Origin of the sequence: Hymenobacter edaphi (genome assembly GCF_003258365.1) — a bacterium.
GTDB classification, from domain to species: Bacteria; Bacteroidota; Bacteroidia; order Cytophagales; family Hymenobacteraceae; genus Solirubrum; species Solirubrum edaphi.
In genome coordinates, this window is sequence record NZ_QHKM01000001.1 from 493,682 (window position 1) to 511,342 (window position 17,661).

The window sequence follows — 17,661 nt, forward strand, 5'->3', positions numbered from 1 at the left end:
CGTGGCTGTTGCCAGAACGACAAACTCACCATTTCACTATTTCACCATCTCACAAATTGCCCGTCCCGTCAAGAAAGCGGTTTGGCGGCTGCGAAGGTAGGCCATGATGCGGTGGAACTCGCGCGGGCCGTTCACCGTGTTGGCCGGGTCGAAGTTCTCGTTGTGCCAGAGCAGGGTGAACACGCCCCCGAACCGCTCGATTTCCCGCAGCATGGGCTCGACGGCGGGCAGGATTTCGTCGGGGGCCAGCTGCAGGTAGCGGGGGTGGTGCAGGGTGGCGTCCATCAGGTTCAGCGGAATTTCGAGGAAGCCGCAGGGGCGGTTATTGGCGAAATCGTAGGGATGAAACGGGTGGCAGTAACTGTGGCGGAAGCCAAAGTGCTCGGCAAAGCCCAGGGTAGAATCGTATTCGAAGCCGGTCGTTTCCAGTGCAAACGGCGTGTGGCGCGGCTCCCAGCGCAGATAATGGAAGCGGTTGCCGCAGACTTCCCGCGCCTCCGGCATCAGCTCCAGAACTTCAAGCAGAGCAAGGTGTTCCAGCGTCAGGGCGAGGTCAAAATCAGACGTGCCGATACTGCCGTGAACGGCTATTTCATTGCCCCAGTCGCGTAGCAGACGTATTTGCTGCTTGATGTCCCCGGCATTGATGCGGTAGTCGGCATTAGGCGTGCCCGTCTCGCTCGGCCGATGGCTACCCAAAAAAAAGAACGCGCTTTTCGCGCCATAGCGGGCTACTTCTTCCCCAACCTGCTTGAGGTTGTCCCAGGCATCGGGCCGCGTCCAGCGCCGCCATAGTTGCTGGCCGAAGCCAAGCCAGTTCCGCCGGCGCAGCGCCTCCTTGGCCGGCTCCTTCCAGGCGCTGTACAAGTTGTCGATGTCGTGGGTGACGAAAGTGGCGAAGGGGGCATCGGCGACCCAGCGGCGCGGACGCAACGGCTGGCCCGTCACGTGCTCCACGGCCACCCGTAGGACGTCGAAGTAGTAGTTGACCACCGGCACTTCCACGAAGCCAAAGAAGTCCTGCACGCTGGCGCTGAACGGAAAGCGGCCATGCTGGTCGCGCTTGTTCGAAAAGTATTCCTGCCAGCCACTGAGCAGGTAAAAAGCTGCTGAAACGATGTCGACGTGGATTTCGGCTCGGCCTGGTGCCAGCGTTAGCAGCGACCCTTCGATATGCGGTGTGAAGAAAAACGGTAGCTCCCGGCCCATCCACGCCAGGAAGGCCGGCGGCGACGGAAACGGCTCCGTTTGGCTGAAAAAGTCTCCGGCGCCGTTCGCTATTTCGATGCTCGGCCGTGTGGCGGCGTAGCCGATGGTCGGCAGCTCACCCTCGACTTCGTAGGCCATGCGAAAATGCCGGAGCACGTAGGCCAGCCGAGCTTCGGCCGAAACCGGTTGGGCATTCAGCGGCGGAAGGGAAGATAAATCAGCCATGCCTGCAAATTACGCCCCGGCGGCCAGCCAGGCGTCCAGCTCGCGCAGGGCCAGCTGCTGGCTGCGGCCTTCGTCGGGCGTGCCGAGCGTGGCGCAGTAGTAGGCGGCGCGCCGGTAGTGGTCGGTGGGCTTGCGGGCCACGTAGCCGCGCAGCAGCTGGCCCAGCTCGTCCAGCGAAAAGGCGCGGTCCACCAGGCCGTGGGCGGCGTAGCCGTAGTAGTCGTCGGCCACGCCGTGCTGGCCGAAGCGGTAGTAGAGGCTCACCAGGTTCAGCAAAGTGGCTTCGAGGTGGGTGGAGGTGTCGGCCGCAATCAGCGCGTCGTGGCGCTGCAAAAACTCAAACACCGACTCCTGGCGGGCATCCGAAAACGCCAGCTGCGGGAAACGGGTGCGTAGCTCCTGGAAGCTGCGCGAGTCGCTGGGGTGGGCGCGGAAAGTGAACTGCAGCGCCGGAAACGCGGTCAGCAGGTACGTCACCGCCGCTTCGATGCCGGCCGTGTCGTCGAGCGTATTCGTCGCCAGGGCCACGCGCTGCACCCGCGGCTGCTCGTTGCGCTGCCGCACGAAGGCGTCGGCCTTGGGCATGCCTACCAGCCGCGTCTGCCCGCGCACGGGGCCGCAGAGCCGGTACTTGTCCAGCGCGTCCTGGCCTTCGAGCAGGCTCAGGTCGAAGCCCAGGGGCGGGAAGTTTACGCTGACGCTGGCGTGCTGCACGTAGGCCGTGGGCACGCCCTCGCGGCGGCAGGCCAGCAGCAGGGCGCGGGCGTCGTCGTTGTGGTCGTTGGCGAAGACCACCGCCCGCGGCCGGTAGTGGCGCAGCGCCCGGCGGTACACCTCGTAGTAACCGATGGCGTTGAAAATCAAGTCGAAAAACCGCCAGGCCCGGCGCCCTTCCGTGCGCAGCAGCCCAACCAGCACCAACGGCAGCTGCCAGTAATACAGCAGCTTGCGCCGCAAGGAAAGGCGGTTGACCTGCTGGTTGTAGCGCCCGATCTGCTTGGCCTGCCCCGCCAGCAGCACCGCATCGGCCCGGTGCTCCCGGATAAAGCGCAGCGAGTCGTAGTTGTTCTGGCTGACCACGTATAGCCACACCGCCCCGCGCAGCTGCTCGGGGTTGCGGATGGGCTTGAACGCGTTGCCCACAAGTCGCACGGCCGCGTAGCCCAGCACCTTGGCCAGGCGCTTGAGCGGGTTGCCGGGCGAAATCGACTCCAACAGCGCCCGCGGAAACGCTTCGAAGTGGTCGGTGAAGCGCACGTACAGCAGGTCGCGCAGCCGGGCGGTGCGGGTGGGCGGGACGGCGTCGGTGGGAGTGGTGCGGGGCAAAGCTGAGTGTAGCGCGAACTTTTAGTTCGCGTTTAACGGAACAACGAATCAGAGCCAGAAGCGGCACATGCGCAATACGCGACCTGAAAATTGACTGCGTCGACCTTCGGTTCGCGCTGCATACGCTGCTACCCGATGTGGCGCACCAGCATAAACGCCTCGGCAAACGGCTGGCCGATAACCACGCCCCAGCGCTGAGCCAGGATGCGCAGGGCCTCCGGGGAGCGGGGGTGCGGGTACGGCCGCTTCTCAAACTCGTAAGCCTCCATGCCGCTAATCTTGGCCTGCACGTCGTCCTCCGTGACGGCCAGAAACACGTTCGGCAGAAACGGATTCGGGTAGCTGGCCGCCTGCCATTCGGTGCTGGAGGGGGTCTCGCAGGCCAGGATGGTGCGCATCGGCTCGCCCGGCACGGGGCGGCTGCCCGTTACCACGGCCTCGAAGGTGCGGCGGTGGTCGATGTTGGTGTCGCCGCCGTGGTGGGTGAAGATGTAGTCGGGCTGAAACTGCTCCTTTTCCTGCTCGAACACCTTCACCAGATCCAGCAAATCCACCGAGTCGAAGCGGTTGTCGGCAAAATCGTAGATGCCGGTGGAGCCGTAGCCGATGGCCGCCGCTGCCCGCTCGATGTTCGAGCGGTGCACGCGCAGCTCCTCGGCCCACTTTTCCGGGTCGCGCACTTCCGAGCGGGAAGTAATACCCTCGCCCAGGATGACGGCCCGGGCCGTGCAGCCGTGGCGGTGCACGAGGCGGTGAATGGTGGCGCCCAAACCCAGCAATTCGTCGTCGGGGTGGGCTACCACGACTAGGACTTTCTTCCCTTCGAAATCAAACGGCATCGGGCGAAACGGCTAGCAGACGGCGGTATTCCTCGGGCAGTACCGACGAGAACGGGCGGCCGGTGTAAAACTTGATGCCCCGGCGGCGCAGGAAGTCACGGAAATCCTCCTCGACTTCGCCGAAGGCCCCGGCGGCTTGCATAGTGGTGAGGTCGAACACCGCCGCGTTGCAGTGAATGCGCTGGCTGTCGGCGTCGAAGCGCAGCTGCGCGCGGAGCTGCTTGTACTCGGCCAGCTCCTGGTAGTCGGCCAGCACGCGCTGCACCAGCTGGTCGTTGCGCTGCGCATCGTGGCTGGGGTACACGTTTTCGCGCAGAATCTTTACCGGGATGCCACCGGCCAGGCAGCCGTCGGGCAGGTCCTTGTTGATGAGCGAGTTGGTGCCGATAACCACGTTGTTGCCGATGCGGCGGTTGGGCAGCACCGTCGACTTGGCGGGCAGCCACACCCGGTTGCCGATGCTCACCGGCCCGAAATCGGCCGGGAAGCCCTCCAGAATGGGCAGGTAGGAGCCGTGCGTCCACACGGCCACGTCCTCGCCGATGCCCACGTACTCCCCGATGTCGATGTGGTGGTTGACGTTCAGCGTGATGCGGGCGCAGATCATGGAGTAGCTCCCCACGGTCAGGTGGGCATCCGGGCTGAACTTGCCGCCGTGCCCGACCACCACGTTCGAGTCCCAGTACACGTAGCGGCCCACTTTCACGGTGCGCGCCGTCACGTTGTTCTGGTTGCCGAAGATGGTCAGCTCCTCAATTTCCAGCCGCTGGCTGACCAGGAACGCGTTGCCCGCCCCAATGCTCACGTTGTCGCCGATGATGCACTCCGAGGCCCGGATCGTGGTGTTCGGCCCGATGCGGAAGTTCGCCCCGATGCTCAGGCGGTCGGCAATGATGTAGCTGCCGTTATCGAATTTGCGGATTTCCATAGACCTCACCCCCCGGCCCCCTCTCCTTGGGGAGAGGAGGAGCCTGACGATTGGCGTGGGGGTGGTTTTCGTCAGTGAATGACTTGCAATAGTAAACAGAAGAATCAGCCCGATAGCGCAGAAACCATTCCTGGTCGTCAGGCTCCCCCTCTCCCTAAGAAGAGGGGGCCGGGGGGGAGGTTCTACAACAGGTCCCAGCTGAGCGCGGTGCCGCGGCGCACGGCCTGCCGCACCGGCCGGCCAAGCACCTGCTCCAGCAGGTGCGGTGGCAGGCCGTGGCCGGGCCGGATAACGCGCACATTCTGGCGCGTCAGTACTTCGCCCGCGGCCACGTCCTCCACCACGTAGAGGGAGCGGCGGAAGGCCAGGGACTTCCGCTCGGCCTCGGTGGGGCCGTACTGCACGGTGCCCAGGGCCTGCCAGGCCTGCCGGCACTCCTGTACGAGGCGGGCCATTTCGTCGGGCTCCATCGAGAAGGACGAGTCGGGGCCGCCGTCGGCGCGGCGCAGGGTCAGGTGCTTCTCGATGACGGCGGCGCCGAGCACGGTGGCGGCCACGGCTACTCCCGTGCCCATGGTGTGGTCGGAGAGGCCCACGTGGCAGCCGAGCATCTGGCGCAGGTGCGGAATGGTGGCCAGGTTGGTGTTGTGCGGCAGGGCGGGGTAGGTGCTGGTGCACTTGAGCAGAATCACTTGCTCGTTGCCCTCGGCCCGCACCGCGGCCACCATGCGCTCCAGGTCGGCCAAATCGGCCATGCCGGTGCTGATGATGACCGGCTTGCCGGTGCGGGCGGCGTGGCGGATCAGCTCGGGCCAGTTGTTTTCGAAGGAGGCAATCTTGTAGGCCGGGCAGCCCACGGATTCCAGAAAATCAATGGCCTCGGTACCGAAGGGCGAGCTGAAGGCCACCATGCCGTGCTCCTGGGCGCGGGCGAAAATGGCCGCGTGCCACTCGTAGGGCGTGTAGTTGGTGGTATACAGCTCGTAGAGCGACTGGCCTTCCCAGTCCTGGTTGGCCCCGCGCACGATGAAGTCCGGCTCGCGGCTGTTCAAGGTGAGCATGTCCGGGGTGCTGGTCTGAATCTTCAAACCCTGGCAGCCCGCGGCGGCGGCGGCATCCACAATTTCCAGAGCCTTTTCCAGGCTCTGGCCGTGGTTGCCCGACATTTCGGCGATGATGAACGGCAGGTGCCCCGCGCCGATGCGGTAGTCGCCGATGAGTATTTCCTGCATAGAAGCGCAATCAAAGGGGCCGCCCAAACGCGGCGGCCGTCCGCAAAAATACGTCGTAGGGCTGACCGTGCAGCCACGCGGCCGGCTGCCGCTGAAAACCCAGCCGCTCAAACACCCGCGCCGAGGCCTGGTTCTGCGGTTTCACCTGACCGACAACGGTCCAGTCGCCCGCCCGATCCTGCCGCAGCTGCCGCAGCGCCTGGTGCAGAAGAGCCGTACCCAGGCCACGCCCACGCCAGGCCGCATCCACCGAGTAATCAATGAGGCCGGGCGCCGCAGGGCGTTCGGCCTCGAACTCAATGCGCACCTGCCCGACGGGCGTGCCGTCCTGCTCCAGCACGTACAGGTAAGCGTCGGCGTCGGCGAGGCGGCGCGCAAACCAGCCCCGGTGCCCTTCCCATTCGATGGGCTCGGTCTGCACCGCGTTCTGGCGCACGGCCGGGTCGTTGGCCCAGTCGAAGTACAGGCGGGCATCGTCGGCGGTGGCGCGGCGAGTGGTGAGGCCGTCGGTGGCAGCCGGTGCAGAACGGGCGGCGGGCGTAACCACAGCGCCTTGCTCAGCTGGCGGCTCAGCCGATACCAGCTCGGCAAAAGCCTGGCGCAGGCGCTCCGCCACGCGGCCATCGAAATGCCGGCGCTGGGCCTGACGCATGCGGTCGGCCACGCGGGCTGCTTCGCCGGAGGTCAGCACGTTGGCGGCCGAGTGGTAGGGCAGGGCCAGGCCCTGTTCGCGCAAAAACCGGTCGATGCCGCGCTGGTTGTCGGCCAGGGGCTGGGTGAACAGCAGGCCGCCGCCGGCCGCGCAGTACTCGTAGCTGACGGTGCTGGGGGCGCACACGGCGGCCCCGCAAAGCTGCATCAGCGCCACCATGTCGGCCGCGGCAAGGTTGCGGTGCAGCAGCAGGCGCGGCTGGTCGGCGGCCCATTGCTGCAAGGTGTCCCAGCCCTGGTAGGCACTGCCCACCACGGCGTGTACCTGCCGCACCGGAGCCAGGGCCAGCAGGGCTTCGGCCACGCGCTGGGTTTGCTGCGCCGGGTCGGCGCCGCCCAGGCAGATGAGGATGGTATCGGGCGCGGCGGCCGGGCGCTCAGCCGCCGTGGCTGCCGCAGCCATGTAGGCCGGACGCAGCGGGGCGTAGGCCGGGCCGCTCAGCAGCCGGGCGCCGGGCTGGCGCAGCTCGTAGTCGGCCGCCAATACGCCCCCGGCGGGATTGATAACCAGATCGGCCGCCGAGGGGAAGCTGTGCAGGTCGTCGAGGCAGACGAGGCGGGCCACGTGCGGGCGCACTTCCTGCTGATAGCTGTACTCGAAGCCGTAGCCATCAAGAATCAGAATATCATGTGGTTGTAATACGTGCTGTGCTAACCAGGCTGGTTCGCCCGCGGCCGGCTGCGGGGTCATGTCCACCACCTCGTCCACGGCCGCGGTCAGCAGTTGCTGCAGCTCCGCGGAGGGCTCCTGGATGACGAATACGGTGCGAAAATCCGGCCCGAGCATATCGGCCAGGGCCAGCAGGCGCATCACGTGGCCCAGGCCGATACGCGGGTTGCCGTCGGCGCGGAGCACCAGGCGGGGAAGGGCAGAGCGGCTCATACGCGTACCTGTTGGTTGTCGTGGTTGATGTGCGGCAGCCAGGGCTGCGCCGCCAGCAGCGCCCCCACCTCGGCCAGTCCAAAGCCGGCCGGCAGGGTGGTGAACAGCAGGTGCAGCAGGGCGTAGTCGCTGGGGTAATCCAGGGTCAGGCGCAGGCTGGCCGGGGCGCCCGGGGCCGTCAGCGGCAGCGTCTGCAGCCGGAACTGCTCGGGGTGGCGGCGCAGGTAGGGCGTCACGTGTTCCCGCTCCTCGGGCAGCCGGGCTTGGGCCGCGGCGCGCTCCAGAGCAGCCCGACTGATGATTTCCAGATTGGTGCCCAGGGGCAGGCCGGTCGTGAGCGTGTAGTCGGCGCCGGCGGCCAGGTGCCCGCCCACGGCTTCGTCGAGGTAGTGCGGGTCGAGGGCGGGGTTGTCGCCGGTGAGCCGCACGATGACGTCGAGCCCGTGGGCGGCGGCGGCCTGCTGGAAGCGGCCCAGCACATCGGCCTCGTCGCCGCGAAACACGGGTACGCCCAGCGCCGCGGCCGCAGTGGCCAGCACGTCGTCGGCGGGCAGGGTGGAGGTAGCTACCACGGTGGTGTGCAGCGTGGCGGCGCGGCCGGCGCGGGCCAGCACCTGGGCCAGCACCGAGGTCGGGCCGCCCAGCGGCAGCGGCAGCAGCGCCTTGCCCGGCAGCCGCGTCGAGCCCATGCGCGCCTGCACCAGCGCCCCGAGGCGCGTTACTTGATGGTCCATCCGCCGTCGACTACGAGGTTGTGGCCCGTCACGAAATCCGAGGCCCGCGAAGCCAGAAACACGAACGCCCCGGCCAGGTCCCCAGGCTGCCCGATACGGCCCAGCGGAATGCGCCGGGTGAGCTGGTCGACGAATTCGGCGCTCTGCTGCTGCACCGCCGGGCTGGGGAAGGCGCCGGGCGTGACGCAGTTGACCTGGATGTTTTCGGGGCCGAGAAAGGAGGCGAAGTATTTGGTGAGCTGAATCACGCCGGCCTTGGCCGCGCCGTAGTGCGGCGGATTGGTAAACTGCGGCGTGGCCGCGTAGGCGCTGAAATCGGGGGCCACCACGCCGTACATCGACGCTACGTTGATGATTTTGCCGCCGCCGCGCCGTCGCAGGTAGGGCAGCGCCTCCCGAATGCAGCGGTAGGTGCTGCCCAGGGAGCCGTCGAGGCCGAGGGCAAACTCCTCGTCGGTGAGCTGGTCGGGGCGGCTGCCGCGGCTGTAGAAGGCGTTGTTGATGAGCACTGCCGGCAGCCCGTGCTGCGCCTCCACGGCCGCCAGCGCCGCCTGCACGGAGGCGGTATCGGCCACGTCGCAGGGCTGGAACCGAATGGTGGGTTCCGCCGCGAAGGCCGTTTGGAAAGCCGTTGCGTCGCGGCCCAGCACCACCACGGTGGCCCCGTGGGCCGCCAGGCCGCGGGCCACGGCCTGGCCCAGGTAGCCGTAGCCGCCGGTGAGCAGCACGAGCTGGCCGGCGAGGGAAAACAAATCGGTAGGAGGGAATTCAGGCATGTGAAAAACCGGCGGACCTAGCGAGGGGACGCGTGGCCGCAGCCGGAGCAGCGGGTGAAAGCGCAAAGGTGACGAAATAGCCGAAGCGGTGCCAGATAGACTTACCTTTGTTTGCTAGCGTTTATGGTGTCACCATCATTGTTTTATTGAATCTAAACCGATTAAGGATGCTCAACAATTACTTACGCCGGCTGCTGCTGCTGTGGCTGACCACGGGCTGGCTCTGCGCAAACGGGCAGGGCTACAACAACAATTGGTACTTCGGTACGCAGGCGGGCCTGCACTTCAGCGGCGGCAGTCCCAGCCCGCTCACCAACGGGCAGTTTGTTTCCTACGAGGGCTGCGCGTCGATTTCCAACGGCGCGGGCGTGCTGCAGGCTTACAGCAACGGCATCAACGTCTGGAACCGCAACCACCAGGTGATGCCCAACGGGGCCGGCATGGGCGGGCACGAATCGGCTTCGCAGTGCAGCCTGTTTCTGCCCTATCCCGGCGACCCGACCAAGTTCGTGTTCCTGATGGTCGACGCCATCGACAACAACCTGATCTACGGCCTGCGTTACTCCGTGCTCGACATGACGCTGCAGAGCGGCTTGGGCGACGTGACGGCGACCCGCAACGTACGACTGCCCACGCCCACGCCGAGCGGCAAAGTCACGGAAAAGCTCACGGCGGCCCTGCACGCCAACGGCCGGGACTACTGGATTATCGTGAAAGGCTGGCAGAACAACGAGTTCTACAGCTTTCTGCTCAGCCCCAGCGGCGTGAGCAGCACGCCGGTCGTCAGCGCCGCCGGGCCGGTGCACCAGGGCGGCGGCAGCTTTTTCGGCGCCGGCAACGCGGTGGGCTGCATGCGCGTGTCGCCCAATGGGCAGTGGCTGGCCCTGGCGCAGCGCGACAACCAGTTTGCCCTGCACAACTTCGATAACGGCACGGGCGTGGTGTCGAACTACGTCAGCCTGGGCCATTACGGCTACAACTACGGGGTGGAGTTTTCGCCCAACAGCTCCCGTTTGTACTGCTCGGCCAGCCCCGGCGGCAGCATTGGGCAGTACAACCTGCAGGCCGGCACGCCGGCGCAGATTGCCGCCTCGCGGGTGAGCATCTACAGCGGCGACATCAGCGGCCTGCAGCGCGGCCCCGACGGCAAGATTTACGGCGCGATGCTGTTCAACAACGCCCTCAGCGTCATCAACCACCCCGATGCGCTGGGCGCCGCCTGCAACCTGAGCGTGGGCACCGTGGGGTTGGGCGGCCGGCAAAGCCAGAACGGGCTGCCCAACTTCCCCAACGCCTTCCCGCGCGTGGTGAACGAGTGGACCGGGGTCGTCAGCACCGCTTACACCGACGCGGCCAACTGGAGCGCGGGCTACGTGCCCGGCGCTGCCGACGACGTGACCATCCCGGCCACGGCCGTGCGCATGCCGGTGCTCGGCGCGGCGGCGGCGGCGGCCGGCTTCACCGTGGCCAGCGGCGCGTCGATGACGGTAGCCAGCGGCGGCGACCTGACCCTGGCCCGCACCCTGACCAACAACGGCACCTTCGGCGGCGACGGCACGGTGCGCATGGGCGCCAGCGGCACCACCCAGCTGCTGGGCACGAGCCCGGTGCGCATCGGCAGCCTGGCGGTGGGCGGCAGCCCGCTCAACATCGTGCAGGACGTGGATGTGCAGACGCCGCTGTTCGTCACGCGGGTGCTGACGCTGGGCGGCAACCTGACCATGAGCGGCGCTGGCTCCCTGACGCTGGTTTCCGATGCCAGCGGCACGGCCATGATTGTCAACCAGAACGGGCTGGTACGTGGTACGGCAACTATTCAACGCTGGATTGATCCGAGTCTGAATCCCGGCCTGGGCTATCGGCACCTGGCGGCACCGGTAACGGGCAGCACGCTGGCCGACCTGTCGACGACTACTTTTACGCCTACCTTCAATTCGGCCTACAACACCAGCCCGTATCCCGGCTCGGTAACGCCGTTCCCCACGGTGTTTGCCTACAACCACGAACTGCTCAATACCAGCGTTGCCGCGGGCATGAGCGACTTTGACAAAGGCTGGTACTCGCCCAACGGAGCCGCGGCGGTTATGCAAAACGGCGTCGGTTACACCGTGAACATGGCCGGTGGGCAGACGGTCGACTTTGTCGGCCAGCCGTCGGCTTCCGGCTTTTTCGTGCAATTCCGGCGGCGTGGCAGCTCCCCTGAATCCGGCTGGATGCTCTGGGGCAACCCATTCCCGTCCCCAATCGACTGGGACGTGCTCCACACCAACGGCAACGCAGGCGGGGTTGCCTCGGTCGACAATGCCGTGTACGTCTACAAGTCCAGCGGGCAATACACGGGCGCCTACGCCAGCTACGTCAACGGCGTCGGCGCCAACGGCGGCACCAACATCATCCCGCTGGGCCAGGCCTTCTTCGTGCGCGCCAACACCGCGGGCTCCGATGCCGTGCGCAACAACTTCTTTTTTAGCAGCACGGCCCGGGTAACTACGTATCAGAACCCGCCCCTGCAGCGCGGCCGGGAAATCCGCCCGTTGATTGCCCTGGAGCTGCGCACGGCTGCCGGCCAGCGCGACGAAGCCGTGCTGTACGCCGAAGCCGGCGCCACGGCCGGGTTTGATGCGGCGTTCGACGCGGCCAAGGTTATGGCCGGCGGCAGCACGCTGAGCCTGCCCGCGGGCGCCGGGCAGGAGCTGTCCATCAGCGGCCTGCCCGCGCTGGGCACCACGGCGCAGACGATTCCGCTGACGGTGCGCGTGGCCTCGACCGGCACTTACTCGCTCACGGCCACCGGGCTGCTGAACCTGCCCGCCGGCTGCCGCGTGCACCTGCTCGATGCCCAGACCGGCACCAGCACCCCGCTCACCGCCCGGGCCGCATACTCGTTCAGCGCCGCGGCCGGTACGCTGGCCGGGCGTTTCGCCCTGGTTATCGACCCGGCCCGCCCGACGGCTGCCACCGGGGCCCTGGCCCGGCAGGTAAGCGTGTACCCCAATCCGGCCCACGGCCAGCTGTGGGTGGCGCTGCCGGCCGGCTACGCCCGGCAGGCCGTGCGCGTGACGGTGCTGAACCTGCTCGGCCAGACCGTGCTGACGCAGGAGCTGCCCGCCGGCCGGGCCGCCGCTGCGGCCCTGACGCTGCCGGCTACCCTGGCCCGGGGCGTGTACGCCGTGCGCGTGCAGCTGCCCGACGCGGTGGTCGACAAGCGGGTGGTTATCGAATAGCCCGGACGGCATGAAACGGCCAACGGCCGGCCATTCCGCGGAATGACCGGCCGTTGGCCGTTTCATGCGGCAAGCCCGTTAGTCGGCCGCGTGGGTTTTGGGCCAGCGGTAGGGCAGGAGTAGTTCCTCCCGGGTTTCCAGCAGCCCGGCCAGGGACGGCCGCAGCGCGCTGAAGGGCGTCAGGTACTGTGCCGCCGCCACGTTGGCCCGCAGGTTGGCCGCCGTATCGACGCCGATAACCACCCGGCTCACGCCCGGCGCCGTGGCGGCGAAGAGCAGCAGGGTGGCTTCCAGCGGAATACCCGCTTCGGCGGTCAGCGTGCGTAGCTGCGTCAGCCGGGGCCGCAGCGGCTCGAAATACGTCGGCAGCGCGTCCAGCGGGCGGAGTAGCAGGCCCTGCAGAAACGCCGAGCGCACGTGTACTTCCACACCCCGGGCCGCCAGCGCGGGCAGCACCGTCGCGAAGCGCTGGTCGAGCACGTTGTAGGGCACCTGCAGCAGGTCCACGTCCCAGCCGCGGCGGTCGAGCAGCCACTGGGCCTGCCAGGGGTGGTAGAGCGAGATGCCGATGCGCGCGGTCAGACCGGCGGCGCGGCTGGCCTGCAGGCCTTGCCAGGCGGCGGGCTGCTGCTGCAACGCGTTGAAATCGTGGAAGAGCACCCCGTACACCTGCGGCAGCTGCAGCCGGGCCAGGCTGGCCTGCACGGCGCTGCGCACCACCGCCGGCGCGGCCGCGGCTACTTTGGTCACTACCCCGAACGACGCTTCCGCCTGCTCGCTCAGCCACTGGCCCAGGCGCGCCTCACTGTCGCCGTAGGCCGCGGCCGTGTCGAGCAGCGTCAGGCCGGCCGTGCGGGCTTCGGCCAGCACGGCGGCCACGGTGGCGTCGGCGGGGCGGCCGTGGGTGTTGTTGATGCCGTAGGCCAGGCCAAACTGCGCCGTGCCCAGGGCTAGCTTCTGCCGGAATTCCGCCGCCGTCATTGGCCCACAAACTCGCGCACGCAGTCGATGACGTACTGCTGCTCCTCGTCGCGGAGGCTGGGAAACATGGGCAAGCTCAGGCAGCGGGCGTAGTAGGCCTCGGCCGCCGGAAAGTCGCCGGGCTGCCAGCCCAGCTGCTGGTAGTAGGGCATGGTGTGCACCGGGATGTAGTGCACCTGCGCGAAAATCTGCTTGCTGCGCAGAAAGTCGTAGAGCCCGCGCCGGTCCTGTACCTGGATGACGTAGAGGTGGTAGGCGTGGCCCGCGGCGCCGGCCAGCGGCGTCACGCCCGATACCTCGGCAAAAGCCGCGTCGTACTGCCGGGCCAGCTGCCGGCGGCGGGCCAGGCCCTCGTCGGCCCGCGCCAGCTGGGTCAGGCCCAGGGCGCAGAGCATGTCGGGCATGCGGTAGTTGTAGCCCAGCTCCTGCATTTCGTAGTACCAGCCGCCCTCGTCGGGGTGCTGCAGGCGGCCCGGGTCGCGGGTGATGCCGTGGGTGCGCAGCAGCAGCAACTGCTCGTACAGGTCGCGGCGGTTGGTGGTAATCATGCCGCCTTCACCGGTGGCAATGTGCTTGACGGGGTGAAACGAGAAGATGGCCAGCTCGGCCAGCTGCCCGTTGCCGCAGCGCTGCGCCCGGCCCTCCGCGTCGGTGAAGAAGCCGCCGGGGGCGTGGCAGGCGTCTTCGATCAGCCAGAGCCCGAACTCGTCGGCCAGCTGCCGGGCCAGCTGCAGATCCACGGGCAGGCCGGCGAAATCCACCGGAATCAGGCCGTGAAAGTGCCCCCGCGGGTGGCTTTCGAGCAGGCGCCGCACGGCCTGCAGGTCGATCAGGGCCGTGGCGGGGTCGATGTCGACGAAGTGCACCTCGCCGCCGCAGTAGCGCACGCAGTTGGCCGAGGCGGCGAAGGTGATGGGCGTGGTGATAACGCGCTGCCCCGGCTGCACGCCCAGGGCCAGCGCGCACAGGTGCAGGGCCGCCGTGCCGTTGCTCACCGCCACGGCGTACTCCGCGCCGATGTACTGGGCGAAGCGGCGCTCAAACTCGGCCACCTGCGGCCCCTGGGTCAGAAAATCGGAGTGCAGCGTGCTGATAACGGCCTGCACGTCGGCGTCGGTGATGTGCTGGCGGCCGTAGGGGATGGGGCGGGTCGGAGTGAAGGCGGACATAGTAACGCCAAAAATACGCGGCGAAAGGCTTGGGCCCAGCCCGGCCGCCGCTAACTTCCGCCGGGTCCCGCACTGGGCGCTTGGCCGGCGGCCCGCGCAGCGGTGGAATACGGCGCCGGGCTGCGTAATTTTAAGCCCTTGATTACAAGCCGGCCGTGCCGACAGGGCCCGCGGTCGGCCAGCCGGCGGGCAAGAGTTGCCCAATTCTTGCGGTTGCGGGCCAGACTGTACCTATTTGTCAATTTTATGATCCAATCCTTACGCCGCTGGCTGATACTGGCTTTGCTGGGTCTGGGGCTGCTGGCCCCCGCCCGGGCGCAGGGCGTCTACGCCCGCTGGGACTTCGGCCAGCGCGCCGGCCTCTACTTCGGCGCCGATTCCGTGCGCGCCCTCACCGACAGCCAGCTGCAGTCGGAGGAGGCCAGCGCCACCGTCTGCGACGAGCAGGGCGGCCTGCTGTTCTACGGCAACGGCGAGCAGCTCTGGAACCGCCAGCACCAGCCCATGAGCAACGGTCAGGCCCTGGGCGGCAGCCACCGGGCCGCCCAGGGCTGCGCCATCGTGGCCAAGCCCGGCCAGCCCGGCCGCTACTACGTCTTCACCCTCGACGCCCTCGAAAACCAGCCCCGCAACGGCCTGCTGCTGGCCGAGGTGGACATGGCGGCGGCCGGCGGGCTGGGAAGCGTCGTCAGCAAGCGCGGGCGCGTATTGCCCGATACCCTGCTGCAGCGCTTTGGCACCACCGGCATGGCCGAAGAAATGGCCCTGGTGCGCCACGCCAACGGCCGCGACTATTGGCTGGTCACGCACCTGTACTACGCCAACGTCTTCGTGAGCGTGCTGCTGCGCGCCGGCGTGGCCCCCGGCAGTCAGTACGTGGTCAGCGCCGTGGGCCGCACCATCGGCTTCAGCGGGGTCATTCCGTTCGCGGGCGGGGGGAGCATGGCCGTCACGCTCGATGGCCGGCGCCTGGCCTACACCTACGCCACCGCCGCCACCGAGCTGCTGAACTTCGACCCGGCCACCGGCCGCCTGAGCAACCCCGTGCGGCTGGAAATTCCGCCCACCGCGCTGCGCACCGACATGAACCCCTACCACTACGGCGCCGCTTTTTCGCCCGACGGCCGCTTTCTCTACACGTCGCTGGTGCAGCCCGACTCGCGCGCCGAAATCGACCAGCGCCCCAACGTGTTCGTGGTGCAGTATTTCCTGCAGCCGGTGGTGACCAGCGTGGCGCAGTCGGGCCTGGTGGTGTACAGCACGCCCCAGTCGCAGCAGCGCGGGCTGGTCAGCCGCTTCGTGCGCGGCCTGCAGCGCGGCCCCGACGGGCTGATTTACGCCGCCGTCAACAACGGCCGGCGGCTCGACGTCATTCGCCAGCCCAACCAGCGCGGCGGCCTGTGCGAGTACACCGTCGACGGCCGGCCGCTGGCGGGGCGCGTGGCGCAGCTGAACCTGCCCCTGCTGCCCAACGACGTGTTTTATCCCTCTTTGCGGCTGGCCTCGCTGCCCTGCCCGGGCCTGACGCGCACGCTCACGGTGAGCGGCACCGCGCTGGGCGTGCTCGGCGACACGCTGCTCTGGCAGCTCGGCGACGGGCAGGTGCGCCAGACCACCACGGCCTCGCTCACCTACACCTACGCCCCGGGCCAGTACACGGCCACGGTGCAGCTGCTGCGCCACCGCCGGCCCCAGGCCACGGCCACGCTTGCCTTCACGGCCGAGCCCGCCCTGCGCGTCCAGCTCGGCCCCGATACTTCGTTGTGCGCCACCAGTGAAGTGCTGCTGCTCCCCGGCGCGCAGCCCGCCGGCACCACCTACCGCTGGCAAGACGGCAGCACCGCGGCGGCCTTGCGCGTCACCGCGCCGGGCACCTACTGGCTGGAGCTGCGCACGCCCGCCGGCTGCACCGCCCGCGACACGGTGGTGGTGGGCGGGGAGCCCTGCCGCACGCTGGTGCCCAACGTCATCACACCCAACGGCGACCGGCAAAACGACGCGTTTGTGCTCAAGGGCATGAACGCGGCCGAGTGGCGCTGCCGCGTCTTCTCGCGCTGGGGCCGTCTCGTGTACCAGGCCGAGGCCTACGCCAACGACTGGGACGGCGCCGCCCAGCCCGCCGGTACCTACTTCTACGAGCTCATCAACCGGCGCACCGGCCAGCGACTCAAGGGCACGGTGGAAGTGGTACGCTGATAACTGCCAATCCACGAAAAAAGCCCGGCTGTTCTGCACAGCCGGGCTTTTTTCGTGGATTGGCAAAGCGGCGCTTACGCCTGGAACGCCGGGTCGACGTGTACGCGGATTTCCTCGCGCAGCTGCTCGGCGCTCAGCCACTCGGTGTTGTTGGCCGAGTCGTAGTGGAAGCCCAGCGGCACGCGCTGCCCGCCGAAGTGCTCGATGAACTTGTCGAGGCTCCACGGCGGCGTGGCGGGCAGAATCACGTAGTAGCGGTCCAGCTCCACGGTGCTCAGCGCGTCGGTTTCGGTAATCATTTCCTCGTGCAGCTTCTCGCCGGGCCGGATGCCCACGATTTCCTGCTGGCACTCGGGCCCGATGGCCGTGGCCAGCTCGGTGATTTTGTAGGAGGCAATCTTCGGCACGAAAATCTCGCCGCCCCAGGCGTGCTCCAGCGCGTACAGCACCAGGTCGACGCCCTCTTCCAGCGAGATGTTGAAGCGCGTCATGTCGGGGTGGGTGATGGGCAGCACGCCCTTGTGGCGCTGCTGCAGGAAGAAGGGCACCACCGAGCCGCGCGAGCCGATAACGTTGCCGTAGCGCACCACCGAGAAGCGCAGGTCGCGGGCGCCTTTCATGTTGTTGGCGGCCACAAACAGCTTGTCGGAGCAGAGCTTGGTGGCGCCGTACAGGTTGATGGGGGCGGCGGCTTTGTCGGTGCTCAGGGCCACCACGTCCTTCACGCCGCAGTCCAGGGCGGCGTTAATCACGTTTTCGGCCCCGAAGATGTTGGTCTTGATGCACTCCATCGGGTTGTACTCGGCGGCGGGCACCTGCTTGAGGGCCGCGGCGTGCACGATGATGTCGATGCCCTCGCAGGCGCGCTTCATGCGCTCCGCGTCGCGCACGTCGCCGATGAAGTAGCGCATGGCCGGGTACTTCTCGGTGGGGAAGTGCTGGGCCATTTCGTACTGCTTCAGCTCGTCGCGCGAAAACACGACGAGGCGCCGAATCTGCGGAAATTGGTCGAGCACCGTTTGCACGAACTGCTTGCCGAACGAACCGGTGCCGCCGGTTACCAGGATGGATTTATGGTTGAGGTCGAGGGCCATGTGAATTACGCAGTGCCGGCCGGCGGGGTGGGCGGCGGCAAGGGCGCAAAAGTAGGCAATCTTTGCACCACAGTTTATAGTTGTTAGTTGTCAGTTGCGAGTTGTTAGTGCATACTGACCTGAACAGCCTGACA

At 67.5% G+C, this 17,661-nt stretch carries 13 protein-coding genes; 2 read left to right on the forward strand and 11 right to left on the reverse strand.

All coding sequences use genetic code 11. The features are described 5' to 3' along the window. Positions 1-36 precede the first annotated feature (36 nt). From DLM85_RS01920 to DLM85_RS01955, 8 genes are all read right to left on the reverse strand, one after another. Positions 37-1,434, reverse strand: a complete 1,398-nt coding sequence (locus DLM85_RS01920) for a DUF7033 domain-containing protein (protein WP_133256841.1) — start codon at positions 1,432-1,434, stop codon at positions 37-39. Between the two features lie 9 nt (positions 1,435-1,443). Continuing rightward, positions 1,444-2,760: a glycosyltransferase family protein gene (locus tag DLM85_RS01925; protein WP_243635842.1), complete on the reverse strand. Its 1,317-nt coding sequence runs from the start codon at positions 2,758-2,760 to the stop codon at positions 1,444-1,446. A 128-nt stretch (positions 2,761-2,888) separates the two neighbouring features. Continuing rightward, entirely contained in the window at positions 2,889-3,599 is a 711-nt protein-coding gene (locus tag DLM85_RS01930; protein ID WP_111476378.1) for a PIG-L deacetylase family protein, read from the reverse strand. After that, on the reverse strand, positions 3,589-4,527 hold the full coding sequence (locus DLM85_RS01935) for a hypothetical protein (RefSeq protein ID WP_111476379.1): 939 nt from the start codon (positions 4,525-4,527) through the stop codon (positions 3,589-3,591). Before DLM85_RS01935 ends, DLM85_RS01930 begins: the two co-directional genes overlap by 11 nt. Positions 4,528-4,709: 182 nt before the next feature. Beyond that, on the reverse strand, positions 4,710-5,759 hold the full coding sequence (gene pseI / locus DLM85_RS01940) for a pseudaminic acid synthase (protein WP_111476380.1): 1,050 nt from the start codon (positions 5,757-5,759) through the stop codon (positions 4,710-4,712). A gap of 10 nt (positions 5,760-5,769) precedes the next feature. After that, positions 5,770-7,353, reverse strand: coding sequence for a UDP-2,4-diacetamido-2,4,6-trideoxy-beta-L-altropyranose hydrolase (gene pseG, locus DLM85_RS01945; protein WP_111476381.1), 1,584 nt, complete (start codon positions 7,351-7,353; stop codon positions 5,770-5,772). Beyond that, the gene (locus DLM85_RS01950; RefSeq protein WP_111476382.1) at positions 7,350-8,087 is read right to left on the reverse strand and encodes a cytidylyltransferase domain-containing protein; all 738 of its coding nucleotides are present in this window, start codon (positions 8,085-8,087) and stop codon (positions 7,350-7,352) included. Before DLM85_RS01950 ends, pseG begins: the two co-directional genes overlap by 4 nt. Next, complete coding sequence (locus tag DLM85_RS01955; RefSeq protein WP_111476383.1) at positions 8,072-8,863, reverse strand: SDR family NAD(P)-dependent oxidoreductase; 792 nt, start codon at positions 8,861-8,863, stop codon at positions 8,072-8,074. The genes DLM85_RS01950 and DLM85_RS01955 overlap by 16 nt, the downstream gene beginning before the upstream one ends. Positions 8,864-9,030: 167 nt before the next feature. On the opposite strand from DLM85_RS01955, the gene DLM85_RS01960 reads away from it, so the two are divergent. Next, positions 9,031-12,087: a T9SS type A sorting domain-containing protein gene (locus DLM85_RS01960; RefSeq protein ID WP_111476384.1), complete on the forward strand. Its 3,057-nt coding sequence runs from the start codon at positions 9,031-9,033 to the stop codon at positions 12,085-12,087. 78 nt (positions 12,088-12,165) lie between these two features. Here DLM85_RS01960 and DLM85_RS01965 read toward each other — a convergent pair whose 3' ends face one another. Continuing rightward, positions 12,166-13,068, reverse strand: coding sequence for an aldo/keto reductase (locus tag DLM85_RS01965; RefSeq protein WP_111476385.1), 903 nt, complete (start codon positions 13,066-13,068; stop codon positions 12,166-12,168). Then, the gene (gene pseC, locus DLM85_RS01970) at positions 13,065-14,237 is read right to left on the reverse strand and encodes a UDP-4-amino-4,6-dideoxy-N-acetyl-beta-L-altrosamine transaminase (protein WP_111476386.1); all 1,173 of its coding nucleotides are present in this window, start codon (positions 14,235-14,237) and stop codon (positions 13,065-13,067) included. Before pseC ends, DLM85_RS01965 begins: the two co-directional genes overlap by 4 nt. A 246-nt stretch (positions 14,238-14,483) precedes the next feature. Between pseC and DLM85_RS01975 the strand changes: the two genes are divergently transcribed. Further along, positions 14,484-16,433, forward strand: a complete 1,950-nt coding sequence (locus DLM85_RS01975) for a T9SS type B sorting domain-containing protein (RefSeq protein ID WP_133256842.1) — start codon at positions 14,484-14,486, stop codon at positions 16,431-16,433. Positions 16,434-16,507: 74 nt separating this feature from the next. Here the strand turns inward: DLM85_RS01975 and pseB are convergent, their stop codons facing one another. Next, the gene (gene pseB, locus DLM85_RS01980; RefSeq protein WP_111476388.1) at positions 16,508-17,527 is read right to left on the reverse strand and encodes a UDP-N-acetylglucosamine 4,6-dehydratase (inverting); all 1,020 of its coding nucleotides are present in this window, start codon (positions 17,525-17,527) and stop codon (positions 16,508-16,510) included. Positions 17,528-17,661 lie beyond the last annotated feature (134 nt).